This is a genomic window from Phascolarctobacterium succinatutens YIT 12067 (assembly GCF_000188175.1).
Lineage (GTDB): Bacteria > Bacillota > Negativicutes > Acidaminococcales > Acidaminococcaceae > Phascolarctobacterium_A > Phascolarctobacterium_A succinatutens.
Map to the genome: position 1 here is coordinate 106 of NZ_GL830879.1, position 26,790 is coordinate 26,895.

The 26,790-nt window shown below is 43.8% G+C and carries 24 protein-coding genes; 3 read left to right on the plus strand and 21 right to left on the minus strand.

Annotation, left to right across the window (positions count from 1 at the left end; all coding sequences use genetic code 11):
- Positions 1-241: 241 nt before the first annotated feature.
- Genes cas6 through cas10 form a run of 6 tightly spaced genes read right to left on the minus strand, consistent with a single transcriptional unit; the run spans position 242 to position 6,848 of the window.
- Positions 242-1,003, minus strand: coding sequence for a CRISPR system precrRNA processing endoribonuclease RAMP protein Cas6 (gene cas6 / locus HMPREF9443_RS04320; protein WP_009145297.1), 762 nt, complete (start codon positions 1,001-1,003; stop codon positions 242-244).
- Positions 1,000-2,163: a type III-A CRISPR-associated RAMP protein Csm5 gene (gene csm5 / locus HMPREF9443_RS04325; protein WP_009145298.1), complete on the minus strand. Its 1,164-nt coding sequence runs from the start codon at positions 2,161-2,163 to the stop codon at positions 1,000-1,002. The genes cas6 and csm5 overlap by 4 nt, the downstream gene beginning before the upstream one ends.
- On the minus strand, positions 2,156-3,169 hold the full coding sequence (gene csm4, locus HMPREF9443_RS04330; RefSeq protein ID WP_009145299.1) for a type III-A CRISPR-associated RAMP protein Csm4: 1,014 nt from the start codon (positions 3,167-3,169) through the stop codon (positions 2,156-2,158). Before csm4 ends, csm5 begins: the two co-directional genes overlap by 8 nt.
- A gap of 3 nt (positions 3,170-3,172) precedes the next feature.
- A complete protein-coding gene (gene csm3 / locus HMPREF9443_RS04335) occupies positions 3,173-3,868 on the minus strand; it encodes a type III-A CRISPR-associated RAMP protein Csm3 (RefSeq protein WP_009145300.1) in 696 nt (231 codons plus the stop codon).
- Entirely contained in the window at positions 3,868-4,356 is a 489-nt protein-coding gene (gene csm2 / locus HMPREF9443_RS04340) for a type III-A CRISPR-associated protein Csm2 (protein ID WP_009145301.1), read from the minus strand. The genes csm3 and csm2 overlap by 1 nt, the downstream gene beginning before the upstream one ends.
- A complete protein-coding gene (gene cas10 / locus HMPREF9443_RS04345) occupies positions 4,353-6,848 on the minus strand; it encodes a type III-A CRISPR-associated protein Cas10/Csm1 (RefSeq protein ID WP_009145302.1) in 2,496 nt (831 codons plus the stop codon). The genes csm2 and cas10 overlap by 4 nt, the downstream gene beginning before the upstream one ends.
- A gap of 389 nt (positions 6,849-7,237) precedes the next feature.
- On the opposite strand from cas10, the gene HMPREF9443_RS04350 reads away from it, so the two are divergent.
- Complete coding sequence (locus tag HMPREF9443_RS04350) at positions 7,238-9,115, plus strand: glycine betaine ABC transporter substrate-binding protein (protein WP_009145303.1); 1,878 nt, start codon at positions 7,238-7,240, stop codon at positions 9,113-9,115.
- Complete coding sequence (locus HMPREF9443_RS04355) at positions 9,116-10,315, plus strand: quaternary amine ABC transporter ATP-binding protein (protein WP_009145304.1); 1,200 nt, start codon at positions 9,116-9,118, stop codon at positions 10,313-10,315.
- Between the two features lie 81 nt (positions 10,316-10,396).
- On the opposite strand, the gene HMPREF9443_RS04360 is transcribed toward HMPREF9443_RS04355, so the two are convergent.
- The 11 genes from HMPREF9443_RS04360 to HMPREF9443_RS04410 all read right to left on the minus strand — a co-directional run bounded on the left by HMPREF9443_RS04360 (position 10,397) and on the right by HMPREF9443_RS04410 (position 19,880).
- The gene (locus tag HMPREF9443_RS04360; RefSeq protein ID WP_009145305.1) at positions 10,397-10,597 is read right to left on the minus strand and encodes a cold shock domain-containing protein; all 201 of its coding nucleotides are present in this window, start codon (positions 10,595-10,597) and stop codon (positions 10,397-10,399) included.
- A gap of 102 nt (positions 10,598-10,699) precedes the next feature.
- Positions 10,700-10,963: a GIY-YIG nuclease family protein gene (locus tag HMPREF9443_RS04365; RefSeq protein WP_009145306.1), complete on the minus strand. Its 264-nt coding sequence runs from the start codon at positions 10,961-10,963 to the stop codon at positions 10,700-10,702.
- Positions 10,964-11,434: a peptidylprolyl isomerase gene (locus HMPREF9443_RS04370; RefSeq protein WP_009145307.1), complete on the minus strand. Its 471-nt coding sequence runs from the start codon at positions 11,432-11,434 to the stop codon at positions 10,964-10,966.
- 23 nt (positions 11,435-11,457) lie between these two features.
- Positions 11,458-12,339 (minus strand): hypothetical protein, encoded by an 882-nt coding sequence (locus HMPREF9443_RS04375; protein WP_009145308.1) that lies wholly within the window; start codon positions 12,337-12,339, stop codon positions 11,458-11,460.
- Positions 12,340-12,511: 172 nt separating this feature from the next.
- On the minus strand, positions 12,512-13,738 hold the full coding sequence (locus tag HMPREF9443_RS04380) for a M20/M25/M40 family metallo-hydrolase (RefSeq protein WP_009145309.1): 1,227 nt from the start codon (positions 13,736-13,738) through the stop codon (positions 12,512-12,514).
- A gap of 148 nt (positions 13,739-13,886) precedes the next feature.
- The gene (locus tag HMPREF9443_RS04385; RefSeq protein WP_040565039.1) at positions 13,887-14,240 is read right to left on the minus strand and encodes a CGGC domain-containing protein; all 354 of its coding nucleotides are present in this window, start codon (positions 14,238-14,240) and stop codon (positions 13,887-13,889) included.
- A 213-nt stretch (positions 14,241-14,453) separates the two neighbouring features.
- Positions 14,454-15,707: an S-layer homology domain-containing protein gene (locus HMPREF9443_RS04390; protein WP_040565040.1), complete on the minus strand. Its 1,254-nt coding sequence runs from the start codon at positions 15,705-15,707 to the stop codon at positions 14,454-14,456.
- A 423-nt stretch (positions 15,708-16,130) separates the two neighbouring features.
- A complete protein-coding gene (locus HMPREF9443_RS04395) occupies positions 16,131-16,628 on the minus strand; it encodes a hypothetical protein (protein ID WP_009145312.1) in 498 nt (165 codons plus the stop codon).
- Positions 16,621-16,815 carry a hypothetical protein gene (locus HMPREF9443_RS04400; protein WP_009145313.1) on the minus strand — a complete coding sequence of 65 codons (195 nt, stop codon included), beginning with the start codon at positions 16,813-16,815 and terminating at the stop codon, positions 16,621-16,623. Before HMPREF9443_RS04400 ends, HMPREF9443_RS04395 begins: the two co-directional genes overlap by 8 nt.
- Positions 16,812-17,630, minus strand: coding sequence for a 4Fe-4S binding protein (locus HMPREF9443_RS04405; RefSeq protein ID WP_009145314.1), 819 nt, complete (start codon positions 17,628-17,630; stop codon positions 16,812-16,814). Before HMPREF9443_RS04405 ends, HMPREF9443_RS04400 begins: the two co-directional genes overlap by 4 nt.
- Positions 17,631-17,717: 87 nt before the next feature.
- Entirely contained in the window at positions 17,718-19,880 is a 2,163-nt protein-coding gene (locus tag HMPREF9443_RS04410) for a TonB-dependent receptor (protein WP_222859549.1), read from the minus strand.
- A 149-nt stretch (positions 19,881-20,029) separates the two neighbouring features.
- On the opposite strand from HMPREF9443_RS04410, the gene HMPREF9443_RS04415 reads away from it, so the two are divergent.
- A complete protein-coding gene (locus tag HMPREF9443_RS04415; RefSeq protein ID WP_040565041.1) occupies positions 20,030-20,857 on the plus strand; it encodes a MerR family transcriptional regulator in 828 nt (275 codons plus the stop codon).
- A 108-nt stretch (positions 20,858-20,965) separates the two neighbouring features.
- On the opposite strand, the gene HMPREF9443_RS04420 is transcribed toward HMPREF9443_RS04415, so the two are convergent.
- From HMPREF9443_RS04420 to mrdA, 4 genes are all read right to left on the minus strand, one after another.
- The gene (locus tag HMPREF9443_RS04420) at positions 20,966-21,673 is read right to left on the minus strand and encodes a TIGR03936 family radical SAM-associated protein (RefSeq protein ID WP_009145317.1); all 708 of its coding nucleotides are present in this window, start codon (positions 21,671-21,673) and stop codon (positions 20,966-20,968) included.
- Positions 21,673-23,562 (minus strand): TIGR03960 family B12-binding radical SAM protein, encoded by a 1,890-nt coding sequence (locus HMPREF9443_RS04425; RefSeq protein WP_009145318.1) that lies wholly within the window; start codon positions 23,560-23,562, stop codon positions 21,673-21,675. The genes HMPREF9443_RS04420 and HMPREF9443_RS04425 overlap by 1 nt, the downstream gene beginning before the upstream one ends.
- 250 nt (positions 23,563-23,812) lie before the next feature.
- Entirely contained in the window at positions 23,813-24,919 is a 1,107-nt protein-coding gene (gene rodA / locus HMPREF9443_RS04430; RefSeq protein ID WP_009145319.1) for a rod shape-determining protein RodA, read from the minus strand.
- 18 nt (positions 24,920-24,937) lie between these two features.
- The gene (mrdA, locus tag HMPREF9443_RS04435; protein ID WP_009145320.1) at positions 24,938-26,770 is read right to left on the minus strand and encodes a penicillin-binding protein 2; all 1,833 of its coding nucleotides are present in this window, start codon (positions 26,768-26,770) and stop codon (positions 24,938-24,940) included.
- Between the last annotated feature and the right edge of the window lie 20 nt (positions 26,771-26,790).

Here is a 26,790-nt window from a genome sequence, read left to right on the forward strand (position 1 = left end):
CGTCCCCTAATTTGGGGTTATCTCTGAAATGAAAAACGAGGATTGATTTTTGTGTAAACTTGCAGGGTTTCCGTCCCCTAATTTGGGGTTATCTCTGAAATCCTGTCCCTGCAAGTCCGCCTATCATAAGGTCTGCGCCCGCCATTTGCGGCGCAGGCCTTACCAACAGACCACTTGCCCTAAAAACAACCTGCCTCACACCCTCCAAATCCACTCTGCAAGCGGTGCGGCGCAGTTTCACTCAAAATCTTTCATTCAATGATGTTTTAACTGCCCCCATTCCCAAGGCAGTCTTAATTCCTATACCGCTATAATTAGCATATTCACCCAACATAGCGATAATCCTGTTGCACATCACATTATTTTTCATGCCTAACACATATAAGCCTCTAAATGCCGGTATACGTGCGCCATCTACACTAAAGGAGTGCAAGCTAAGTTTATAATCAGCAACGTATGTTTCCTGCGCCAAGTCTTGTGCTAATCCAAGCGCATCCAGTCTTTCCTTATCAGCAAAGCTGTTCCAACGCTTTATAAGACTGCCAAGCAGAAATTGCGGTTGAGGGAAAATTACATATTGCCCTTCGCTCTTAAAACTGCAGGATGTCAAAAAGCTGCAGCTTAAATATTTTCCTGCTAACGGCTGTGCAAAGCATTTTTCTGCAATTTCAGCATAGCTGGTTTCCTTCAGATATTCCTTGCTCACAAGCTGTACTTCCATCTGTTTTTTCTTCAGATAAACAGTCGCCGGTAGCGAAAATGCTGCTCCCAATAACTCATCATCTGCTTGCTTATTCAGCGCCGTCAAGCGCCAGTAAACACCGGCACGTTCCTTATCAAAATAAAGATACTGGCTATACGGGCGCAAGCTCTGTTGATGCAAAAGCTCTGCATATGTGCTGTCAATATGCTCCATCAGCACGCCGTGCAGCAATGAGCAGGCAGACTGCGTAAGCTTTGCGCCTGTCGGAACAGCTATCCTTATTTCCAATGAACGAATCATACTTTGCGCACCTCTGCAACTCCCATCAGCATCAGCTTGCCATTATAATTTGTACATTTAAGAGTACGCGGTGCAATAACTTTATCGCGCAGTAAATGCTTGTGAGTTTTAAAACTTTTGTCCAACAATACCTTGATAGTATTTTTTGCAGTATCTTTATCCGGAGCCAACATAGCTAAAAGAGTTTTACTCAAAAAGCCTGTATTACCGCCAAGAAACATATTGCCGGCTGCTACACCTTGAAATGCTTCCTGATACTCTTTTTCAAACGCCTGTTGCAGCAAATCTGTCACCGCCGCAAAAAAGCTGTGCGTTGCCTTCAACAAATCGTCAACGGTGTTAATGCCAATGGTACTCATAACAGCCTTTTCAATCTTTACATCAAAGAACAGCTCTGCTTTTGGAAGCATGCATTCCCTAAAAATCGGAAGTTTTTTAGGAGAAGCCTTGCCAAATTTATCAAATCCGCCATCAACTTTTTGTAAAATAGCTGTCTGCATATTCCGGCTAGCATAGGTATCACTAACCTGTAAGCCACGCATTGCGCTGCAGACCGCATTATTACTACGAATATTGCCATCCACCAAACGTAAAGTATGCAAGAATTCATTTTCCAAATCACTGATCAGTTTATTGAAATCTCTATAAGGTTTAAAATAATTGCTGCTAATTTTTTCCTGAATCTGCCGCCAATATTTAACCTTAATATCCTGTCTTTTCTGCAAAAGACTATACAAAATCGCTGTTCTGAACACGCCTTTTATGCTGCTTCCCGGAACATATAGGCTTCCCTCAGGCTGCTGAATATGTCTGTTAATATCATTGAGTGTTTTCTTTTTTTCGTTATCCATCAGATTAACTGTTGCCTGTGCTTCTGAAGTTATAACAGTACGAACATCATCTATATCATATCCCTGCATCTGAAGCCATTCCAACAAGCTCTGTTTATCCCTGAAGTTTGCAAGATAGCTTTCATATTTTTCCAACAGCATATGCTTATAAATAAACATATGCCATTGATGCAGATTTAAGAAAAACACCTTCTGCCTTCTGCTATCATACAAATAATCCTTAGCTCCCAACACTATACCGTCAGAAATATTTATAGGTGTAACTACCTTCAGGCACATTTTTGCTGTTTCAAATTGTTTGCTATTCATTTTTTAACCCCACAAACATTCCTATTCCATCACGGTAAACATCATGTGCTAAACCGTCCACAGTCTGCTGCAGCATTTGTCCGCATAATCTTTCAGGAAAGCATGAGCCTTCCTGCAGCATGTAAATACTATTACGCTTAATATTATCTTTCGCCGCAGATGAGGTAATAAAACCCCCACGCTTAATCAGCTTATAGCGTCCCTGCTTAACCACTGCCAATTCATCAGCCTTGGGACAAACAGGAGCAAGACACATTTGGTACTTACTTTTTTCGTTATACAGCATCAGTGCGATGGCAGTATCATCGTCATAGACACCACCATCATCAAACAGCTCCAATTCATCATCAGCCAGTTCGAATTTACCATAGCCACTGCTACGCTTGCCACCTATGCCACTATAGCCAAGACTAAGCAACAACTCCTTGATCAAAGTAAACTCTTCTTCATGCTCAACACCCAGTATGAAATACAAGCCGGAGTGCTCACTGAATACGTAACTGCCCACATAATATGGAAGCGGTTTTTCCTCACGCAACGCAACTCTTCCGGCAACAAGCGGCGCTGCAAACTCAGGCACAGCAAATTGTCTATCACTGCTACCGGACTCCAGCAAACTATTAATCTGCGAAGCACGTATATATGTTGATTTTTTTTGCTTTTTCAGCTTAGTAGCTAATTGTTTGATTTCCTCAAAGCTTTTTGCGGACTGTTGCTCGTCTTGCTCTAGCTTTAGCAACGGTTTGGGTAAGTAAAAATATAAATCATCATCAACAGTACGACAATAGGGAAATAAGCTGGAAAAAACTATCTTCCCTTCTGCTGTTTTTTTCACTAACGTTTCTACTGCATCACTCCCTTTATTTGCAGCTTCATTACACAAGGCTGCAAATAATGTATCCGCACTGCATTGAAGCGAAAACTTATCCAAACTGCCACCATTGGCAGTGTCACCAAAATGTACCGGTGTCAAAAATTTTAAGGTAAAAATATAATACATCATCATGCATCAATCCTTAAACAAATCCTCATAGGCTGCTAAATCTATATCCAGCTTACCAATAACCCGCAGCTTAATATCATGTAATCTTACCCTGCCATATCCGCGAGAACCATGTCCGCCAAGATAATCGTTAGCCAACAGTTCAAAACCTTCAGCCAAGGTTTCTAAATCTTCTTGTACATCCTGCAGATTTTCAACGTTATACACCAGCTTAAAGTCAAACTCCGCTCCTGCCGGTACACGTTCAATCTGACGTGGATTAGCTACACCACTGGCTCTGTTAATAGTATTTTCGAATTTAACCTCACCAATGTAAGTGTCTGTTTCTATCGCATTGAAATTGTTTTTAGTATCCTCCGTTACAAACAAGTCAAAAAACTGCAGACGAGCCGGCATAGCATAATTTTTGCCGCTGGCACCAAACAAGCGTGCTACAATTTCATTATCATCAGCAACCTTATTTAAAACATAACCATCACAATTTATCTTTGCCAGCAAAGTTCTAATCTTGCCTTTTAAAGAGCTGCCAGGAATAATTGGCGCATGACTAAACGGATCACGGATAAAGGGGCTGTCTACTGCACCAATCGGAGCAAAGTCACTGCTTCCGCCAATATGCATACCTGTCAGTACCTGTAAAATACCTGATAGAACTATTTTTCCCTGCAATGGCTGTTGTTGTCTTTTCTGTTCTTCCATCATTAATCCCTGCCTCCTAAAAACTTATGATATGCAACGAGTGCTTCTACATATTTAGTGAATTTCACAAATCTAGCTAAACTATCACCAATACCATCGATAATAATATTCAGCTTTGAAACTGTCATAAATTGTTTTACAGCGGCTGTTCTTCCGGCCTGATAGAGCAAATTAACCTTTAAAAATTTAATTTCAGCAGTCAATTCTTTAGATAAAGCTTCAGCACCTTTGTTTTTTGCCTTATAAAGGTCAACTTTATTGCGCACAACATTTACTGCTGTCAAAAACTTTCTGATTTGCGAGGTGGTAACATCAATTTTAATATTATCGTATCTATCTTTATATTGCAGCCCTTTAATTGCTTTTTCTGCCTCAGTTACAACATCAAAATTATCAAAATCAAATTGTTGTCCTTTTTTCTGCATATTAGGTCTGCTATTCTGCGCATACCCGGCTTTGACAAGTTGTTCCCGCATATTATTAACCATCATGCATCCTCCTTCGTATCACGAATATAATAAATAATTAAGTCTAGAGCTGTCCGTAACTGTTTTCTGGCATCAGCATCTTTAAACCATTTATACATCTGCTGACTGAATTCATTGTAGCACTGCTGCAACTGTACCGAGGCTTTTTCCGGTTGCATACGTCCAAGCGTATAGGCAAATCTTGCCAGATTCATGTTGTCATCCTTTTCTTCCAGTAAATTCAGCAGTCTATAAAGCATAGCTTTGCCAGTCTTCAATTTATTGTTGTCTACAGTATCTATATTCAGGTGCTGTAACAGAAATTGCAGCTTTTCCTTACAAACCTTGTCGGTAAACGTTGTCCAATCATAGATATGTTCACAGCATAAACAGCTTCCCGCATTTTTCTGTTCCGTTTCAAAGCCAAATAAAGCAATGCTGTTTTTCATTTTGTTGCTGCTCTTAGCTGCACTCTCCAACATACCGGTAATTTCAGCCATCTTGCTTATCGGATATCCATGACTGAACATTGCCAAGCCTGCTGAAAAACTCAATTTGCCATTAGTAAACCTTGTAAAAGCTCGTCTTATATCTACAGCAAGCTCTATAAGCTCATCCCATGCTCCCACAATGAACATATCATCACCGCCGGAATATACAACATGAACTTTTCTCTGCACCGGCTTTTGTAAACCATATAAGCTGAATTGCTGCTGATTAATGTTGTCAAAGCCATTCAGCTCACCTCTGCAAAGCTTACTTACTGCCAATTTAAAGAACATACCTAAATCTCTGGATAAATCAGCATATCTTGACAATGTAGCATATTTTTCCGGTTCTTCTTTACCATAACGGATAAAGCCACCGATAAAAGCGGCACCTAAATTATCTACATCCGCACGTAAAACGCCTAAACGCTTAATACCATGCCCACCATCGCAACATTGTTCAGCTAAATCTTCAAACTCCATAACAGCACCTTTATCATTAGTACTGTAATAATCAGCTAACCATAAGCGAGTCCCGATATTTCTACCTGTCAAAGCTTTATTTTTACTGTAAATACGTACCAGGCTACTGCTGTTTTCTTCCAGCTCCTTTTCATCCATGACAGCTAAAAACAGCGGTTTATTGTAACCAAATAAATCCAGTTCTTCACCAACAGCTTTGCTTAAAACAGCAAAATGTCTATTAGCTTTAAAAAGCTTTTCTCCCAACTGAAATAGCCCTTTGCAAGTCGGACAAATATCACCTGCATCACCATTCGCAATTAATTTTTTACTGGACATATGGCAAACAGCGCATTCTCTGCTGCCATCAAGATTTTTATTATAACTGCTATCACTATCAAAGAGCTTTGCCAAATTTTGAATATCATAGCGACATAGCTTATCTTGATTTAATTTTTTACTTACAGCAGCAAATACATTACGTTGCATGCCTGAATTCTGTAAGTCAGAAGCACTGCAGGGAGCAAAACCCATAGCCATATACAGCTTTGTACCAAATTTTTCCAATAACCATTCATTGCAAGCATTCTGTATTTTCTTCAAATTGTCTTTTGTAGTATCCGTATTAGCAGCTAAAAGATAGAAATGCCCACCGCCTGTATATAACAGATTAGCTCTGCTCAAGCCAAGCTGCTGTAAAATCTCATCAATATAATTCTCCATAAAAATTTCTAAATAGAAAGAGCGACCTCTTAGAGATTTTAAAGCACCCTTACTTGGTACAGTATAAATAAAATCTTGTATTCCAGAAAAATCTCCTGATACAAGTAAAAACGCATCCTGTTTTCTAAATTCACTATTACCGGATTGATCATAGCAGTATTTTTTATAATCTTTAATCTTATTTTCTGAAAAATATTCATACATACAAGAGGCAAGCGCTGCTGTTACCTTAGAATGAATATATAGCGAAATATCACAAACTTCATTTTTATTCGTACTGGATGGTATGTAACTCATAACATCCTCCAAAATGCGCAAAAGTTCGCCATTACTCATATCAAGTACACCGGCACGTTGAAAATTACTTTCCAATACATTTACAAGCTCTTCATACTTGTCATCTGAAGCATAGCACATTTCCGTTGTCGGATAATTAAATTTATCAGAAGGATTCAGCCCACGTAAATAATATTTGCTAACCGGATTACTGGTTTGTTCTCCAAAAATATTAAACACACTTTGCAAGCAAGACTGTGCATCAAAGCCACGGTCAACACCCTCATCTTCACGCTCGCGTCTGTCGGCTGCAGCAGCAATATTATCAGCCTCATATACAATATAGCTAAAATCATCAGCTAAAAGTTTTGCTGTTTTCAAAGCTTTAGCATGGTGTAACCGCAAACAACGTGAAACCTGCTCTGCTTCCAGAGAATTATCCATATACTTTTTTAAAAAATTTGCTCCGGCATTAGAGTGATTCCCCAAACTATGGTCAGCACGCAAACACATCTTTCCTATGTCATGCAACAAGGCAGCCTTAATTAATACATCTATTTCCGCCACTCAAAATCCCCCTTTCGGAAAATCAACTTTATATAACAAACGTAAGAAAAAACTATTTATATAATTCTACAATATTTTTTAAAATCCTTCTAGGAAATTTTGGTGCGCATTCTCTTCATAACGAAAATTTAATACTTTCAGGTGTTTCTTCTATATCTATTAATCTTAGCTCCGACATTTCTCAATCACTCTTCTAATTTGTTTTATCATCCTCACCAATATCCGCATACACTTCTCTTTATATAAAACTCTGCATTTGCTATAACTTTAGTTTTTAAAGTTATTCTTTTATACATTGTTGCATTTGCAGTTGACAAGAAGAATTTTCGCTTTGTAAAATAAATTAAGAGGAGTATTTTTATTTTTATTGCTTTGACGGAGGTGAAGCCATGTTACGAAAATTATCAGCCGTTTTTTTACTCATACTGACCTCACTTGGATTTATAGCAGGCAATGTCAACGCCGCTAATGAGCAAGCAAAGCAAGAGGTTGTTTTCGCCGACGCCGGCTGGGACAGTGTCAAATTTCACAACGCCGTTGCTGGTTTCATCGGCACTCACGCCTATAACATCACGCCTAAGATTATCAGTGGCTCTACACCTATCATCCAGACGGCGCTGCTCCGTGGCGACGTAGATGTGCATATGGAGCTGTGGACCGATAACGTGCCTACCTTTAAAGCTGATATGAAAACCGGCAAGCTGCTCAATCTGGGCATCAACTTTGATGATGATAAGCAGGGCCTTTATGTTCCCCGCTATCTTATTGAGGGTGACGCCAAGCGCGGCATCAAGGCACTCGCTCCGGATTTGAGAACCGTCAAAGACCTGGCACGCTATGCACATCTTTTCACGGATCCTGAAGATCCCTCCAAGGGCCGTCTTTACGGCGCTATCCCCGGCTGGAGCATTGATAAAATACTTTATTTAAAATATGAAGCTTACGGCTTAAACAAAAATTACGTCTACTTCCGTTCCGGCAGCGAGCCGGCGCTGAACAGCGCCTTCCTCGCCGCCTACACTAAGGGCGAACCGATTGTAGGCTACAACTACGAGCCGACATGGCTCACCGGCAAGCTGGACCTCGTTCTGCTGCAGGACGAGCCCTACAACGAAGTCGGCTTTCAGCGCGGCCTGACGGAAGCACGCTCCGTTCCCGTCTGCATCGTTGCCAACAAACAGCTGCAAAGCAAAGCACCGGAGTTTGTTGCCTTCCTGCAAAAATATCACACAACCAGCGCACTCACCGCGGAAGCGTTGGCGCACATTGCAGATACCAAATGCACCTATGACGAGGCTGCCATCTGGTTCATGCAGCGCCACCCCGAGCTGCTTGCACAGTGGCTGCCTGAGGATAAGCTGCAAAGCATCAACAAAGCACTCAAAGGAGATAATGCTGCTGCAGCCAACTGGCTTCTTAGCTTTCCCGAAGAAGTTCAGGTGGACTGGACTAAGCCCATCGACAATTTCGTCAACTACATCAACACCACCTACGCCAGCTTCTTCAATAAGGTGAAGGATATTCTTACCTGGTGTATTCTTTCTATCGAACGATTGCTGAACTTTATTCCCTGGTGGCTGACTATCATCGCTATTGCTGCCTTGGGCAAGGTGCTTACCGGCAAGCTGTCGCGCGGTATTATCTATGGGATAGGACTGTTCGCCATCGGTGCCTTCGGCTACTGGAGCATGATGAACGAAACACTGGCAGTAGTTATTTCCTCGGTTATCATCTCGCTGCTTTTAGGCCTGCCCATCGGCATTCTTGTGTCCACCAGCAGGCTGGCAAACAGCCTGCTGCGTCCTCTGCTTGACGCTATGCAGACTATGCCCACCTTTGTCTATATGATTCCCGCGGTTATGCTGCTCGGTCCCGGCAAGGTGCCTGCTGTTCTTGCTACGGTAGTTTATGCCATTGTGCCTGTAATCCGCTTAACCAGCCACGGTATTCAGCAGGTTGACCCCAACGTTGTCGAAGCCTCCGCTGCCTTCGGCGCTTCGCGTTGGCAAACACTGTTCAAGGTGCAGATTCCGCAGGCCATGCCCACGATTATGACAGGCATCAACCAAACTATGATGATGGCTGTAGCGATGGTTGTAACCTGCGCGATGATTGGTGCCAACGGCCTCGGCATGGAGGTGCTGATTGCCATCAACCGTACCGAATCCGGTCGTGGACTCATCGCCGGTATTTCTATCGTTATTATCGCGATTATCATTGACCGCCTGACGCAAAGTCTGGCTGACAAGAAAAAGGAGGGAAAATAAATGACTGTACCCGTATTACAAGTAAAAAACCTGTACAAGCTGTTTATTCCTCTGGAGCATTCGCAAAACGAGAAAAAAGCTATGGCCATGCTGGAGCAAGGCGCATCCCGCACCGAGGTGCAGGAAGCCACCGGCATCACCGCAGGTCTGATTGATATAAATTTTACGGTCAACAAAGGCGAAGTATTTGTCCTCATCGGTCTTTCCGGCAGCGGCAAATCCACGCTTATCCGTTGCCTGAATATGCTTAACCCACCAACCTCTGGCACAGTTTACCTTGAGGGCGATAACATTACCGATTTCAGCAGCAAACAGCTGCAGGAGCTGCGCCGCACTAAGGTTGCCATGGTGTTCCAGAACTTCGGACTTATCAGCAACCGTAATGTTTTGGAAAACACCTATTATGGTTTGGAAATACGCGGCGTACCGCTGAAGGAACGTACCGAAAAGGCTATGCAGATGCTGGAAATGGTTGCCCTGCAAGGCTGGGAAAAAACTCGCATCAGTGCGCTTTCCGGCGGTATGAAGCAACGCGTCGGCATCGCCCGCGCACTTGCCAACGATCCCGATATCCTGCTGATGGACGAAGCATTTTCCGCGCTCGACCCCTTGGTACGCAACGATTTACAGTTCGAGCTGTTGCGTATTCAGGAAAAAACAGGTAAGACCATTGTTTTTATCACGCATGATATCAACGAAGCCTTCCGTCTGGGAACACACGTCGGCATTTTGCGCGACGGCCGCATGGTGCAAATCGGTACGCCGGAGGAAATGATTACCAATCCCGCAGATGACTATGTGCGCAGCTTTATCAATAATGCCGATTCCAGTAAGATCTTCACTGTACGTAACGTAATGAGTACGCAGACATGTATCGTGCGCAATATCGACGGTGCTGCCGTTGCTCTGCGCAATATGAAAAACAGCGGCGTGTCCAGTGCTTACGTAGTTGACGAACATCTGCGCTTTATCGGTATCATTACCTTGGATAGCGCTATGCAGGTGCTTTCCGGCTATACAACCTTTGATAAAAGCATTCTGCGCAATGTGCCTGTGATAGATAATCTTGATACACCCGTGGCAGATATTATGCCGCTTTCGGCAAGCACGCCCTTCCCTCTGCCTGTAATTGACGATAATAAACTGTTTTGCGGTATTGTCACCAAAGCTTCCGTGATATCCTCCTTTGTCACCAACTGAACTCTCATCCTCCCGCAAACAGCAAAAAAGCTGATGCTCCGGCAGTTCCCTGCCTTAGCATCAGCTTTTTATTTGCATTTATTATTCAACATGTACAACGTTAGTTGCCTGTTCGCCACGGTCGCCCTGGATAACGTCAAATTCTACGTTCCAGCCTTCTTCCAAGGTTTTAAAGCCTTCGCTTTTAATACCGGAGAAGTGAACGAACAAATCCTTGCCGCCTTCTCTTTGGATAAAACCATAGCCCTTTTCTGCATTAAACCATTTAACTTTGCCTGTCATCTGTAGGCCTCCCTAATTACTATTTGAGCCTCTAAAACTCACTTAGCTTATTATAGCCTATATGTACAGGAAAAGCAAATATTTGTCTGAATCTTTATAATTTTATTCTGCAATGCGAGCTTGCCATGTCTGCAGCAAAGCGAGCTTCTGCTCCCGGCGCAGCTTTTTTATGGCACACTCGCGCCGCAAAGCAGCTTCCTTATCCGGCAGCTCTTCGCTGTAGACCAGCTCCAAAGGACCGCGTCCACGCGTATATTTGGCGCCGCGTCCGCTGTTATGCATTGCCAGACGGTGCTCCAGATCATTAGTCCAGCCTGTATATAAGCTGCCGTCCTTGCAGCGCAGCATATATACAAACGCCGCCATTTATTTTACAACCTCTACCTTTTCCATGGTCACAGCTTCGCGCGGACGGTCACGGAAATCAGTCGGTACTACGCCGATCAGGCGAACAACATCCATGCCTTCAACAACTTTGCCGAAAATTGCATGGTGGCCGTTCAGCCAGGGAGTCGGTGCCAGAGTGATGAAGAACTGGCTGCCGCCGGTGTTCGGGCCTGCATTAGCCATGGACAGAATGCCCTCGTCATCATGCTTCAGTCCTTCACCGAATTCGTCTTTAATCTTGTAGCCGGGGCCGCCCATACCGGTACCGGTCGGGTCGCCGCCCTGAATCATAAAGCCGTCGATTACACGGTGGAAAATAATACCGTCGTAGAAGCCTTTTTCTACCAGCTCAATAAAGTTTTTAGTAGTCAGCGGAGCCTTGTCCTCAAACATTTCGGCAACGAAAACACCTTTATTAGTCGTAAATTTAATTTTTCTGTTTTCACTCATTGATATTTACCTCCAGAATAGCTTTAAAATACTTCATGCTTCAGCAGCGCAACAAACAGATAGATACCGCAGCCTGCCGCAGCACCTACAGCCGGCATTAAAGACGGTACGATAGCATTGCCATGCAAAAAGGTCAGACTGAACAGCATCATGCAGAAATAACCCTGCATGGTCTGCAGACGCTTCGGCAACAGACGCTTGCCGTTTTTATCACCCTTGGACTTCACGTAGTCTGCCACGCGGATTTCCGGCAGAAAAAGAATGAAGGCCAGTGCCATGATAATAATATTGCTCATGGACAGCTCATTGGCAACAATATCATACTTCGCAAAAAGCAAGCAAGCCAGAGAAATACCTGCCAGATAAAGACTACGGAAATAGCCTGCCTGAATCTGGCTTTCCAGAATATAGGCAGCACCGGTCAGCAGCGGGAATACCCACAAGCCTTGCAGGCCAAGCCAGGCAGCACTGCCAATCATAATAACGTTATCAATCAGACGATGTCTGTCACCGGAGCTGCGGTTCAGCATACGCAGGATAAAGAGCAGCCACAGCATTACCAGGATATTGCCTTCACCCATAAAATAGGTTGCTACCAACGTCAGACCGCCGCCGATGAAACCGCCGAGCTGACGGTCAGGGTCAAGCTCCAAAGCCAGCATATAGCTGAAGAGGAAGGATAAAGCATAGCCCAAAGCACTTACAACAGCAGCGCCTGAATCCATACCGGTAGAGCATTTCCACAGCGTTACCACAACGGAAATAGCAACAGCGCACATCATAGCAATACGCACCGGCTTTTTGTCAAAGTCAATTGGGCGTCCCAGACCAAGATACTCGCTTATGCCCGTAGGATCGTAAGCGGCAGGCTGATCACCTGCATATTTATTACTTTTTTTCGACATATCATCACACCTTATCTGTAAGATTTTAACTATTTTATTATACCACAAGTGCAGTGTCTAGTCATTATGTAAAACAGATAAAGGTCGGCAGAAAGTCAGAATATAGCAAAAAAGTTTCCCCGACGCACATTCAGTACGCGGGGAAAGCTTTCAGCTCATTATGAAATTTTTATCAGAAATTTTCTGCCAGCTCCGCCAGTGTCAAAGCAAAGGCTGTCGTTCTGGGAACTGCGGTGTTCAAATCTACAGATTCATGGTCGGTATGCTCATCATAGTTTTCTACGCCCAAAGCATCCAGCGTCGGTACGAACTTCGCTGTGCGGTTACCGTCGGTAAGGCCGCCTGCTACCCATTCGTTTACCTCAGCGCCGTATTCCTCTTTGACGATGCGCTTATATACATCAACCATCTTCTGCGCCTGTGCGGTTTTCTGCATCGGTCCGGTAACAATGCCGCCGGTAATTTTAATGCTGGTACCGGGGATAACAACCTTATCTGCCAGTGCCTTAACCTCAGCATCAATGCGCTGTTGTTCTTCAATCGTAAAGCAACGGATATTTACCTCGCAGAAGGCATCACCCGGAATAACGCTGATTTTATCATTAGTAGAACCGATTACACCAACATTTACGGTATTCTGCGGAATGAACTGGCCTGCATCCACAATGCCGCGCGCCTTCAGCGCTGCTGCCGTATAATCCTCCGGATTTCCCGGCATGGGGCTGGCAAGCTTCTGCAGCTCGGTAATCGTGTATGCCAGCTGGTGAATAGCGTTAGCGCAGGATTGAGATGCGTTGCCGTGGTGTCCGCCCTTACCGGTAACCTCAACGCGATATTTGGCATTGCCCTTACGCTGGGTAACAATGCCCCAGTTCGGACGGGCAACGTCCATAATAATCGCAAAGTCGGACTGCTGTGACAGCTCTGCCACGATATCCTCGGCAGTCTTGCTGCCACCCTCCTCTTCACCGTTAGTGTAATAAATAATTTCCTTGAAATTATCAAAGCCTGCAGCCTTCAAGGCTTCCAAGCCATATATAACCTCTACAACAGTAGCCTTGTCATCGCCTACGCCCGGTCCCCAGGCAAAGTTATTTTCGTCAACATGGAACGGACGACGTGCAGCTTCACCCTTTTTAAATACTGTATCAACATGGGCAACAAGCAGAATCGTGTATTTGCCTGTTCCCTTTAAGCGGGAAATCAGGTGGCAGGCTCTGTCATTATATCTGAACTCCGTGGTAGCACCGATAGCTGTCATTTTTTCAGCAACAAATTTATTTGCTGCCTCTGTGCCTTCTCTGTCACCATTACCGGAGTCAATATTTGTCAAGGCTTCCAAATCCTTCACATAATCCTCATAATGCTCGGCAATATACTTTTTTACGGCTTCTCTCATTTTATTACCCCTTTCGTATTTGGAATCATATTTATATTTATTCGTTAGAACGGTTAAAAAATCCTGCCACAGGAGATTTTTTTAAGTTGATAAAGTGAAAAGCAACAGCCATTGCTGACTGCTGCTTAACAAAATACTATATATTATATTAGTGAGTGCCGTCTACGATGGTAATGCCTGCTTCCTGCAGTTCATCGATAATCGCTTTAATCTTGGGACAGAGATGCTTTTCACCATTAGCATCCTTTTTGTGCGTGCAGTGGCTGATATGCAAAGCATCCAGTTCCAACGCCTTCATACGCTCTATCTTCTTGCGGATGCCTTCCTGGTTTTCCAGCATGGAATCACCACAACCATTACATGTCCACATCGCCATCAGGCGCAGCTCTTCATCTCCATACTCTGCAAAGGCTTTGTCCTTTTCATAAAAAGCACGCAAGCAGCCTGCTCCCGCACAGGATGCGGAGGTTTTCAGGCAGCGCAGAATTGCTATTTTCTTCATAATATATTCCTCCAAAAAATAACTTGCAGGCATTGTAAGCCTTGCTGTTCATTTGATTTTATCATTATTGAGGAGGGTTGGCAAGCAAATCATACTTAAACCGTGTGCTTTGTTGCTTGGCGCACACGCCAAAAAGAGGACGGTGCGCACCGTCCTCTTTTCATTTATGCATATGCGATTTTTTGCTTTTCAGCGGTTTGACATAAAGTCAAATTAGAAAGTGAATACCAGCTGGCTCCACAGAGTTTTGAGATCGTTGCTGTTCCATTTGTCTTCCAAGTCATAATATTCAACGGCACCAACGATGTTCTTAGCGAAGGTGTAGTTAGCGCCTACCATATAGCCTTTGAAGCCATGAGTGCCGTATTCACCGTTCATGGTGTGAGCAACAACGGTGGAACGAGCTTGGTCATAGTAGTTAGCATAGATGCCGAAGGAGCCTGCTTTTGCAGCTTTAGCGCCAGCATAGGACAGACCAACAACGATTGCATCGTCGTCATCAGTTACATATTTTTCGCTGGATTTCATGTAGTTAGCAGACAGATTCAGGTTTTTAGCAACGTCAAATGCTACGCCAACATTCCAAATTTTGTTGTCATCAAGGTCAACACTTTCAACCAATTCAGCTTTATCGTTAACGTATTCGTAACCGTTAAGAGCAGCATCTTGGAATACAGTATAACCAGCGGTTGCAGTTACAACGCCGAATTTAGCGTCAACTTTTGCACCATATACATTGTCATATTCTACTTCAATTTTGTCAATTTTAGGTGTATCAGCCAAAACTTTACCTTGGTTGGTCGGTTTAGCATAGAAACCAGTTACTTTAACGTCTTTGCCATAGGAAGCAACGATGCCGTCAGCACGGGTATCATACAGGTTACCAGCAACCAGGTTCAGAGGCAGACGACCAGCTTCAACAGCTACGCCACCGATTTTACCATCAACATAAGCACGTTGGAATTTGGTGTCTTCATCGCCAGCATTGTTGGTGAAGTCTTGGTTGTTTTCCAGCATACCGGTGTAAGACCAGTCATCGTTTACTTGGCCTTTTACCCAGATACGGGAACGCAGTTTGTTGGAGAAGCCATCAATGTCGCCATCTTTTTCAGCATAGCTGTAACGGATGTTACCGGTGATTTTAACGTTGTCAGCTTTTTTCTCCAAGTTAGCAACGCGAACACCCAGGTTGTCCAGTTCGTCAGCGAATTCAGCAGCCAGTTTGTCAACGTTAGCGCCTTTTGCCATTGCTTTAGCAACGATTTGAGCCATTTCATAACGGGTCATCAGCTTGTCGCCACCGAAGGTGGAGTCGCCGTAGCCTTCGATTACGCCAGCAGCAGCCAGTTTGTTGATGCTGTCATAAGCCCAGTGGCCAGCAGGAACGTCAGAGAAGGGGTTAGCAGCGTAAGCGGAAGCGGTTACGCCAAGAGCCATTGCCATTGCGAGAACTAAAGATTTTTTCATTTTCTTTTCCTCCCTTAGGAAATCCGGCAGTATAGTCGACTGCCAATTTTTATTTTTACAAATCACCCTAAGGGAAACTTCAGTAAAGTCTGTGCAAGAGTTGCCTTGTTTCCTCTGTACTTCTTTACCGTCATCCACCGTGGGCAATTTATAAACGCATTCATTGCAGCAAGAGGAGGAAATGCAGATTACAAAATCCTTAGTACTGTCATAAAGCAATCTGCAAACTCTTACTGTTTAGTTTATTATAATACAGATGTCCCCCCCCGTCAAGACTTATTGTCTGAAAAAATTTTCAATTTTATTGCACTTGACGGGCGTAGTGAAGAGAAGAATAATGAATCATTTTGTTACTCAAAAACTCACAGATATTTCTATAAAAAAACTGCAGGCAGAACTTCTGCCCACAGCTTAAAAAACATATTAATCTCTTTTCACCCGTGAATTGATTACATCAATAACAACAGTTCCATACAAGCCATGTGCATCATAAAACTTGATTTTCCCCTGCTGTACATGGTACTTTTGCAGCTGCTCCAGCGAAAAATACAGCTCAGCACTCACTGACATCTGTCCCTTGTACTGCTTTATCATCTCATCAGGCGCCAGCTTTTTCCACAAGCCTTTTTTGCTGCTGCGCGACAGCAACATCTGCAGGCCTTCGCCCTCGCAGCGCAGCTGCGCTTGCTTATCCTCCGGTAGCAAGCGTAAATATAAGGTATAGATATTAGGCTGCAGCAAATATTTCAGCTCGCCCTCCTTGCCCAGGTCTATTTGGCAATGCACCTCCTGCCCCCGTGCCAGCTTGGCACGGAAATAGTGCTTGTCGTAATTATTTTCACTGCGGAAAAACACCAGACCTACCATTACTGCCGCCATCAAAAGAAAGGCAACTACACGCTTCAACATTTGCTTATTCATGCTGCATCACCTCGCCATGATAACGTTTGTAAATTGCCTTGCCTGCCAAAAGCAGTAAAGCAACAATTCCCGGCGCGCAATTCAAGCTGCAGCTGCCGCAAATCCCTGTACAGCCGGCTCCCTGCGTGGTAATGCCGCTTACAGGAATTCCCATTGCCGCAATAAAATTTATCAGCTTATTTTTCATACGCGTTTCCTCCCGTAGCTGATAGCCTGCACCGGGCAAGCATGCTGACATACACCGCAGCAGATGCAGTTATGTTGGTTAATCTGCGCTTTGCCTTCAGCAAGCTCAGCGGATTCCATAGGGCATTTCTTTTCGCATAAGCCACAACCTATGCATTGGTTTTTGTCTACACGCATGCGCAGTACAAACGGCAGCTTGCAGCCTATGGCATGCATCAATCCCTGCGCAGCACCTACCGGGCACAAAAAATTGCAGAAGCCGCGACCACCTTTTGTGAAGATACCAAAGACGAGCACCCACATAATTGCTGTCAGCAGCAGACTGGATGTCAGCGAAATAAAGTAACCTCGTGTATAATAGTTGGCCAGTAAATCGAACAAAAAGAAATTGCAATAGGAGCATGCCAGAATGCCACCGAAAAAGGGCACAAGGCAAAAGCCTGCCAGCATTCCGTAACGAATAGGTGCAATTTCTGTATAACGATGCCAGCTGATTTGAAATTTTGACGGCATCAGCTTCGACAGATATTCGGTAAACGCACCCGCCGGGCACAACCTGCCGCAAAAAACAGGCCCCAGGAAGAAGGCTGCTGCCAATAGCAGTAATGTGCTCAGCATGCTTATCGGTGTCAGTCGCCAGATTATTCCGTCCAACACATGCTCTATCGGAATACGAAAGCAAAGGCCGTGAATACTTTGCGGCTGCCAGCTTCCGTAAAGCAAATAGAACAGGCAGCGCTGAAAGAGCGCCACCGGCGCATAAAACAGTACAAAGCCAAGAGCGTAACCGGTTAAACGTTTAAGGTTATATAACATAGGCAATCACCTCGATAACAAATAGGGATAGGGTAACTCAAACACCCTATCCCTATTTTAAGCTATTGAAAAACGTTAAGCAAGTAATTAGAAGTCAAAGTCGACGCCTAAGATCCAGCTTCTACCAGCTGCTTTATACCATTGCCAGTAATCGCGATCGAAAATATTATTAACAGCAAAGCTAAGTGTAGCATTTTTCATAAATTTGTAATTTATGCCAGCATCAGCAGTAAAGAATGCATCATCTGAATATAACTTACCAGAAATCTGACCATCATAAGTTCGACTACTTACATACTGTCCATCAATATACGCACTAACATCACCATAGTTGTACTTTAAGCCAGCTTTTAGAATTTGTTTTGGAATTGAATATAACTTTGACCCGGTAGTATCATCAGTAGCATTTTGTAATGTTAAATTTGCAAATGTACTAAACTTATCATCCATTTTATAGTCAAGCATTAATTCAATTCCTTGACGTTTTACACTGCTGAGATTCATATACTGCTTCTTGCCATTATCAAGATAATCATAATCAATTAAGTCTTTTGATTTTGCTTGATAAACACTTAAACTACTATAAAGCTTCGGGCTAAACTGTTTCTTTAAGCCTACTTCTACAGTATCTGTAGTTTCAGGTTTCAAATCAGGATTAGCTTCAAAAGAACTATTGCTTCTGTATAATTGATAAAGCGTTGGTGGATTAAAAGAGTGTCCGTAAGAAGCATAATAAGTTGTGTCATCATCAGGCATATATCTAAAAGCAACTTTAGGACTCAATTCTGTATATTTCTCTGTTGGTCTTTCGATATTGTCTTTACCATGTTCATTATAATATCCATCTTTCTTTTGATAATAGTCAACACGCAATCCCAAATCCAAAGAATAAACATCGCTCAACTTGATTGCATCTTGAACAAACAACGCTCCAACTAAATTTGTTCCGCCCATTGTATAGTACAAATAGTTGGCACTGTCTTTATCTCCCCAATGTTCTAAATATTTCTGCGAATAGTCCATTGAGCCCTTTTCAATGTCAAAACCAACTACAATATTATTTTTGCTTCCTTCCCACACTTTTTGGAAATCTGCCTTATAGGTTTTGTTAGGATAATTTGTATCATACCCTCCACCTTGACCAGCAAGGTCATCACCTGTAGCATAGCCAAAATCTTTAACATTTGTAACACCAAGTTTGAAATCAATCTTATTAGCGGTATCTTTATACGCCAAAGCATGTCTGTCCGTAGTACGACGTCCATCATAATCGGTAAAATCATACTCATTGAAATCTAAATATTTGCCATTAGGTAAAAGTACACTGCCTTCAAACATTTTATTACCTTGAGAATCTTTAATAAATGTCTCAGGATCTGTAGCAAAATACTTGTACTTGTCATGCGTATATCTATAAGTCAAAGATTGAGCATCATTAAATTTGTATTGTAACTTAAAATTATATGTATCATCTTCACTTCTGCCACCACCAGGGTTACCCAAAATATACATATCTCTGCCATTGCTGTGTTGATTTAATATAGCGCCAGTACCAATTTTATCAGGATTACCTGGTTTGTCTTTCGCATTATAAGCATATTTATAAATCAGTTTTTTATAATGACCATCAGTCTCTTTATTCTCATACCCAAGTCCCATAGACCACTTATCTGAAAGCTTTTTACTTAAGTTAATTCCCTGCTTTTTAGTCTTATCAGAACCATATTTAGCATAAGCATGTACGTGATCTTTATCCGGGCTCTTACCAATGATATTAATTACACCACCAACAGCATGACCACCATAAAGAGATGAAGCAGCTCCTTGCAATACTTCAATCTTTTTTACATCATCAATAGCAATTACGCTCCAATCGGCTTTGCCATTAAAACCATCATTAAGCGGCATGCCATCATATAATACCAAAATATCAGCTTCGCCAAAGCCACGCATTTGAATACCATTTGCTGTATCGGACATACCTCCGGGCCTGCCGTCATAAATACCAGCTACCTCTTTTAATGCGTCGGTGATGGTCAAAATATTCTTCTTTTTTATATCATCCGCAGTAATAACACTGACAACAGAAGCAACCTTAATATTGCTTTCTTCTGTTCTAGTAGCAGTAACAACCATTTCATCTAATTGATAATCACCAATTTCTTCTGCAAATACCGTTGTTCCTCCTATGAACAAATTACCGCAAATCAATGCGCTCATCAACAACCCTTTTCTACTCAGATTATTCACAGATATACCTCCATTCACTAATCAAAAAATCAGATAATACATAAATCAGCCCAAACAACAAATCAGATTAAGTCTTAATATGCATTTCCTCTTTTATATGTTATAATACTGTGTATAGCAGCTAGACAGTCAAGGGGGAAATGCTAAAAATGTCAAAAAATATACAAAATTACTTTACGACCGGTGAATTATCACAGCTTTGCAAAATTCCCCGCAAGACTTTGCTTTATTATGATAAGCTGGGATTGATTACGCCAGAGCTTGTCGACGAAAACGGTTACCGCTATTACAAGCGCAGCCAGTTGTTTTTATTGCAGCTGATTCTTACGCTACGCCGGCTGGATGTGCCGATTGCACGCATCAAGGATTATCTTGCTAACCGTTCGCCGCAAAACTATCGTGATTTATTTAATGAGCGCATAGATTTCTTCACGCAGGAAATAGCTCGTCTGCAAGCCATGAAAACGGAGCTGCAAAGCGAATTAAGCAAGCTTGACCATATTGCGGACATTACTTTGGATAAAATTATGCTTGTCCATGAGCAGGCACATTATCTTTATCTTAGCAGCATTGCCGAAGAAAATGAATGCTTCAAAAAGCGTTCTACCCATATTGCCCAAATGTTTACCAATCTGCAAAACGATATTACCTTAACAACCAACGGCTTTGGCTATATTTATGATGCGGAAATTCTGCAGGATTTTGCAACAAAGCATCTGAAGCATTATTTTTATACGCTTCATGACAAGCTCCCTACCCCGCATTGTTATCAAAAGCCCGCAGGCGATTATCTGACGCTTTATTTTCAGGGTGTCTACATGTTTAACAACAAAAAGTATCTGCAAATGCTGGCAGAATATTGCAGGGAACATCAGCTCACACCAATATCACCGCTTTATGTCACCTCGCTGTGTGATTACTGGCTGACAGGTGATACCGATAAGTATATTTACAAGCTGGAGCTGCAGATAAAATAGCATATCCAAGGCACGCAAAAACCCCGTGGCAGACGCCACGGGGTTTTCTAATCATCAAAGCACTGAGCAGGCTTTGCTCTTTTTTATTTTTACAGCCTTAAGCTAAAATCAGCCTAAGGTTACGGCATCACTGTTCAGCATTGGAATAGGCTTGCCGTTTTTATTATTGCGGTACAGTCTAAGACGCTCAATATCGGCCATCTCAACAGGCAGCGCCAAACCATACTGCTCATTCAGTGCATTCAGCAAATCTACTGCCTTCATGCTTCCTGTCGGCGTAATTTTACAGTCAAAGCTGAAGATTGTTTCCGTTTCGGTCTGTTCCGCAGTAAGCTGCGGGATGTAAAACTTAACGTCAATTTCCTTGAACTTGGCCTTCGTCTTGGGTGCAGCTTTTTTGAACAGCAGCTCCGGCGCCGCATTGAACTCCGCAACAGCAGCGCTCACGTCTTTGCTATAAGGCAGCGTTATGCGATAGCTTGCACCTGCCGCCTGACTCATCAGGGCAGCGTGATGCGTATCAACAGCATCGGCAGCCAGCACGCGAATACCGCGCGGCAAAGCAGCATCAAGAGCCAACGCAGCCTTTTCTATCTCCATCGGCTCGGCAAGCTCGATTTCTACGAACTCTGTATAGCTTACAACGCCTACACCCAGCGCAGAAGCCAGACTGAACTTCAAATGCGGATTAAAGCCTTCGGAATAGGCAGCAGGCAGCTTGGCACGGCGGATTGCGCGGCCGATGGTGCGCACATATTCCAGATGGGAGATAAAGCGGATATCCTTATCCTTGGTAATTTGCATACGCAGTTTCATTATGCCTGTACCTCCCCATTGTTTTGATACTCTTCTTTATAGTCAACGATTTTTACGCCCAATGCCTGGCAAACACCGCAGCCGGTACAGCTTGCGCGACGGCAGTCATGCGTAAGCTGCTGAGCGTAAGCCTTACGCCATTCGTTCCACAGGAAACGGCGGCTGACACCCGGAGAGATATGCTCCCACGGGAAAGCCTCCTGCTCACCGCGCTCACGTGCAGCGTAAAAGTCTTTATCAAGACCGGCATCGCTGATAGCCTCCAGCCAACGCTCGTAGGAGAAGCAATCACTCCAGCCATCAAAACGCGCTCCCTTTTGCCATGCCAGCAGCAGTGCCTTGCCTACACGGCGGTCACCGCGGGCGAAAACAGCCTCAATCGTACCGGTTTTGGCATCATGGTAGTTTAAGGTGATATTCTTATATTTTTTGATTTCATCCTTCAGCAGGAACTGCTTACGGCGAATTTCTTCCAAATCATTCTGCGCAAACCATTGGAAAGCAGTGTACGGCTTAGGTACGAAGGACGAAGCACTTACGGTAACCTTGCAACCACGCTTACCGGTAATCTGGAAATATTTATACTGTACCTTGCGTGCCAAATCAGCAATCGCCAGTACATCCTCATCGGTTTCATAGGGCAGACCGATCATAAAGTACAGCTTAACGCTGTTCCAGCCGGATTCAAACGCCGCACCGACAGCATTCATCAAATCCTCTTCGGTAACGCCCTTGTTGATAACGTCACGCATCTTCTGGCTGCCTGCCTCCGGAGCAAAGGTCAGACCGCTCTTACGCACTGCCTGTACCTCTTTAGCAATAGCAACACAGAAGCTGTCGATACGCAGAGAAGGCAGAGAAACGCTAACGCGTTCATCTTTAAATTCGCCAATCATCTTATGTACGAGCGGAGCCAGGCAGGAATAATCGGCACTGGACAGAGATACCAGACTGATTTCGTTATAACCGGTATTATCTACCAGCTTACGCGACAGGTCCATCAGCACCTCCGGCTTACGCTCACGCACCGGACGATAAACCATACCTGCATGGCAGAAACGGCAGCCACGGCTGCAGCCACGGAAAACCTCCAGCATGATGCGGTCATGAACGATTTCACCGAAAGGAACAATCGGAGAGGTCGGGAAATCTACGCTGTTCATATCCTCCATAACACGCTTTTGGATAACAGCAGGAATATCCTCGCGCAGCGGCTTAATTGCCTTAAAGGTGCCGTCCTCATTATATTCTGCTTCATAGAAGGAAGGTACATAAATACCCTTGATTTTTACCACACGCTGCAGAAATTCTTGTCTGCCGCCGGGTTTGCCTTCACGCTTCCACTCCTTGTAGCAACGCATTACCTCGATCAAAACCTCTTCGCCTTCACCGATAACAGCAAAATCGAAGAAATCAGCCAAAGGCTCAGGGTTGTACACACAGGGGCCGCCTACAATAACAAAGGGGTCTGCATCAGTACGGTCCTTAGCCAGCAGCGGCACGCCACCCAAATCAAGCATATTTAAGATATTGGTATAGGAAAGCTCGTATTGCAAAGTAAAACCTACAATATCACATTCCCTCAAAGCCTTTTTGGTTTCCAGAGTGCAAAGCACAATTTCACGCTCACGCATCTTCGCCTCCAGGTCAATCCAGGGCGCGTAAACACGTTCTGCGGCAATTCCTTCTTCCTTGTTCAGCAAATGGTATAAAATTTTAAATCCAAGATAACTCATACCTACTTCGTATACATCCGGGAAGGCCAGAGCAATAGTTGCCTCTACTTCTTCAGCAGGCTTAACAATGCTGGCGAACTCGCCGCCAGTGTAGCGAGCAGGCTTTTGCACGCTGCTTAAAATATCAATAGTTAAATCCTTTTTCAAATTCATATTCTCCTCTATATTTAATGATTGAAGGGTTTATTCAAAACAGTTTTCGTCAATATTTATCTGATATGATGCTTTAGCGTCGACCGCTCCCTCTAGTTTTTTATAAAAAGGTTGACGAGAAAGTATCAGAGGCGAAGCGACGGCGACGACGGCGTACTAAACGTACTCCTAGGAGTCGTTGCTAAGCATATGGCACTTTAGCGTCGACCGATTCCTATAATATTTTATAAAAAGGTTGATATCATCATCCTTAGAACTGTAAGTTCTGTTTTTTCACCTTAATATTCAACAAAATCGCCACCAACATCAGGTTCGTCGTCAGCGAGCTGACGCCATAGCTCAAAAATGGCAGCGGTACGCCGGTTACAGGCATAATACCTGCAGTCATACCAATGTTGACCATAACATGGAACATAAACATAGACGTTACACCGGTTGCCAAAAGCATGCCGAAGGTGTCATCTGCATCAAGCGCAATCGCAATACCTCGCCAGATGATAATCATATACATAGAAATGATAAACACCGTTCCGATAAAGCCAAACTCTTCACCGGCAACAGCAAAAATAAAGTCCGTATGGTTTTCCGGCAAAAAGTTCAACTGGCTCTGCGTTCCGGCCAACCAGCCTTTGCCAAGAAATCCGCCGCTGCCGATAGCAATTTTAGACTGAATAACATGATAACCGCTGCCGAAAGGATCAAGCTCCGGATTCAGAAAAACACGAATACGGTTCTTCTGATAATCCTTCAGAATCATCCAAAAGGCCGGCATCAAAGCCACAAAAGCCAGTCCCATGCGGAAGAACCATTTATACTTGAAGCCGCTGACAAAAATCATACCTATAAGGATAGCAATAAAGGTCAGCGAGGTTCCTAAGTCCGGTTGACGCATAACAAGTATAAACGGCACCAGAATATATGCAAAAACCGGCAGGTAATCCTTAAATTCCTCCAACCATTCAATTCGCTTATCCATAAAGGTAGCTAAGCAGATAATGAGAAAAACCTTAGCAAATTCACTGGGCTGAAAGGACATAGAGCCTATTTGAATCCAGCGCTGTGCGCCCAATTGACTTTGTCCTACAAACATTACCGCTAAAAGCAGTATGATATTAATTATATACAGCTTGGTGGCATAATTTTTGAGAACACGGTAATCAAAAGCCAACGATACAGTAACAATAGCCAAGCCAAAGACCATAAACATACTTTGGCGCTGCACATGCCAGGCCTTACCGGTGCTGACAGCAAAGGAATGGGTAGCACTGTCGATAAGTCCCAAGCCACAGCCCATAAGAATCAGCACAGCAGTAATCAGCCACCAGTCAAGATTTTTCAGGATACGTTTTAAATCCACAATGTACTCCTTCCTGCATTATTGGATGGTGTCCTTTTTCGGGGCAGCCTTATCAGGGCGGGGCATATAACCCTTTTCCTGGAAAAATTCTTCAAATGCTTTATAAACAATAGGACCTGCCGCAACAGAGCCGAAGCCGCCCTGTTCCACAATGCAGACTACAACAAGCTCAGGGTCATCTACCGGACCATAGGCTACAAACAAACCATGGTCACGTCCATGAGAGTTTTCGGCAGTACCGGTTTTACCGGCAATTGGCTTAGGCAGGCCGGCAAAGTACGATGCCGTACCACCCTCCTGCGTAGTAGCACTCATGCCCATGCGGATATAGTCAATTGTCTGCTGTGACACATCAATATGCTTACCTTCAGCACGTTTAGGCTTTTCAAAAAGACTGCCATCACTGTTTATAATACTGTCAACCAGATATGGCTGATACTTAGTACCGCCATTAGCAACAATACTCAGCATAACAGAAAGCTGAATCGGTGTCGTCAGGTTGAAGCCCTGACCGATAGCAGCGTTGAAGGTATCGCCTAAGCGCCAGTCCTCATCCCAAATTTCACGCTTTACTTTTTTAGAGGCAACAAGGCCTTTGCTTTCGCCTTCCAGGTCAATACCGGTGCGTTCGCCAAAGCCAAAGATATGCGCATATTTTTCAATATTATCAATGCCGACGCGATAACCAAGCTCGTAAAAATAAACGTTATCACTCATCGCCAACGCTTTGATAAATGTCAGCCATCCTAAAACCTCGCCGCCGGCGTTACCCATAGTAGGAACCATCGGATGAAAACCACCGTCGAAAATAGGCTCGTTCAAGCCAACCTTTTTCAGTTCAAAGGCAGCACTGCCGGTAACAATCTTAAAGGTAGAACCAGGCGGATATTCACCGGTAATAACCTTGTTATTCATCGGGTAATTGGGATCGTTATTAATAGAATTCCAATTCTTTGAGGAAATGCCATGCACAAACCAGTTGGGGTCATAGCCTGGACGGCTTACCATCGCCCTTACCGCACCGTTACGCGGATCGATGGCTACTACCGCCGCTGCTCTCGCTCCGGGAGCAATACCGGAGCTGCGCAGGAAAGCAAGATGCTTATCGGTAAAAGTTTCCAGCTCCTTTTGCAGCTCGTAATCAATCGTCAGCTTCAGATTTTTGCCAGGAACAGGCTGAACGGAATCGTAATGCTTAACAACATTGCCGGCAACGTCAACCTCCTCCATAAAGGCGCCATCCTCACCGCGCAGATATTTATCATAGCTTTTTTCCAGTCCGCCCTTACCAACAAGACTTCCCTGACTAATATTCTTAAACAGTCCCTGCTCAATTTCATAGGAGCTTACCTCGCCTACGTAACCCAAAGCATGTACAGCAAGCTCATGATATGGATAATTACGGATAGGCTGCACCGAAAGCATAACCTCCGGCATATAGCGGCGCTGTTCTTCTATTTTCGTTACCATCTGCTGATCAAGATTATTTTTCAGCATAATCGGTTCATAAAAATTTTCACTCGCCTTAATTTTAGCGTTAATTTCTTCTACAGGCATCTGCAGCAAATTACTGAGGCGCTGCAGTGTTTCCGGTTTATAGCTGGACTGCTTCTGTAATACTACGGCATAACCGGGCAAATTATTTACCAGCTCTTTGCCTTCGCTATCATAAATAATTCCACGCGGAGCAAGAATACGCGACTGGCGCAGCCTGTTACCGTCAGATTGCTTAGCGTAGTAATCACCGCGCCACAGCTGCAAATAAACCATTCGTCCCAGCAGCACAGCAAATAATACCAGACACACAACCAGCAAGGTGTGCAATCTGGTTATCCGGTTTCTATCTTCCATAGGCTACGTCTGTCTCCTTT

Bases quoted from the DNA above. Each gene is read 5' to 3' on its own strand.
- csm2 (WP_009145301.1), bottom strand. From the start codon at position 4,356: ATGATGGTTAATAATATGCGGGAACAACTTGTCAAAGCCGGGTATGCG.
- csm4 (WP_009145299.1), bottom strand. From the start codon at position 3,169: ATGATGATGTATTATATTTTTACCTTAAAATTTTTGACACCGGTACAT.
- mrdA (WP_009145320.1), bottom strand. From the start codon at position 26,770: ATGGAAGATAGAAACCGGATAACCAGATTGCACACCTTGCTGGTTGTG.
- HMPREF9443_RS04385 (WP_040565039.1), bottom strand. From the start codon at position 14,240: ATGAAGAAAATAGCAATTCTGCGCTGCCTGAAAACCTCCGCATCCTGT.
- HMPREF9443_RS04375 (WP_009145308.1), bottom strand. From the start codon at position 12,339: ATGTCGAAAAAAAGTAATAAATATGCAGGTGATCAGCCTGCCGCTTAC.
- csm5 (WP_009145298.1), bottom strand. From the start codon at position 2,163: ATGAATAGCAAACAATTTGAAACAGCAAAAATGTGCCTGAAGGTAGTT.
- HMPREF9443_RS04365 (WP_009145306.1), bottom strand. From the start codon at position 10,963: ATGGCGGCGTTTGTATATATGCTGCGCTGCAAGGACGGCAGCTTATAT.
- HMPREF9443_RS04420 (WP_009145317.1), bottom strand. From the start codon at position 21,673: ATGAAACTGCGTATGCAAATTACCAAGGATAAGGATATCCGCTTTATC.
- HMPREF9443_RS04405 (WP_009145314.1), bottom strand. From the start codon at position 17,630: ATGTTATATAACCTTAAACGTTTAACCGGTTACGCTCTTGGCTTTGTA.
- HMPREF9443_RS04350 (WP_009145303.1), top strand. From the start codon at position 7,238: ATGTTACGAAAATTATCAGCCGTTTTTTTACTCATACTGACCTCACTT.
- csm3 (WP_009145300.1), bottom strand. From the start codon at position 3,868: ATGATGGAAGAACAGAAAAGACAACAACAGCCATTGCAGGGAAAAATA.
- HMPREF9443_RS04415 (WP_040565041.1), top strand. From the start codon at position 20,030: ATGTCAAAAAATATACAAAATTACTTTACGACCGGTGAATTATCACAG.
- HMPREF9443_RS04400 (WP_009145313.1), bottom strand. From the start codon at position 16,815: ATGAAAAATAAGCTGATAAATTTTATTGCGGCAATGGGAATTCCTGTA.
- HMPREF9443_RS04370 (WP_009145307.1), bottom strand. From the start codon at position 11,434: ATGAGTGAAAACAGAAAAATTAAATTTACGACTAATAAAGGTGTTTTC.
- cas6 (WP_009145297.1), bottom strand. From the start codon at position 1,003: ATGATTCGTTCATTGGAAATAAGGATAGCTGTTCCGACAGGCGCAAAG.
- HMPREF9443_RS04355 (WP_009145304.1), top strand. From the start codon at position 9,116: ATGACTGTACCCGTATTACAAGTAAAAAACCTGTACAAGCTGTTTATT.
- HMPREF9443_RS04380 (WP_009145309.1), bottom strand. From the start codon at position 13,738: ATGAGAGAAGCCGTAAAAAAGTATATTGCCGAGCATTATGAGGATTAT.
- HMPREF9443_RS04390 (WP_040565040.1), bottom strand. From the start codon at position 15,707: ATGAAAAAATCTTTAGTTCTCGCAATGGCAATGGCTCTTGGCGTAACC.
- HMPREF9443_RS04360 (WP_009145305.1), bottom strand. From the start codon at position 10,597: ATGACAGGCAAAGTTAAATGGTTTAATGCAGAAAAGGGCTATGGTTTT.
- HMPREF9443_RS04395 (WP_009145312.1), bottom strand. From the start codon at position 16,628: ATGAATAAGCAAATGTTGAAGCGTGTAGTTGCCTTTCTTTTGATGGCG.
- HMPREF9443_RS04425 (WP_009145318.1), bottom strand. From the start codon at position 23,562: ATGAATTTGAAAAAGGATTTAACTATTGATATTTTAAGCAGCGTGCAA.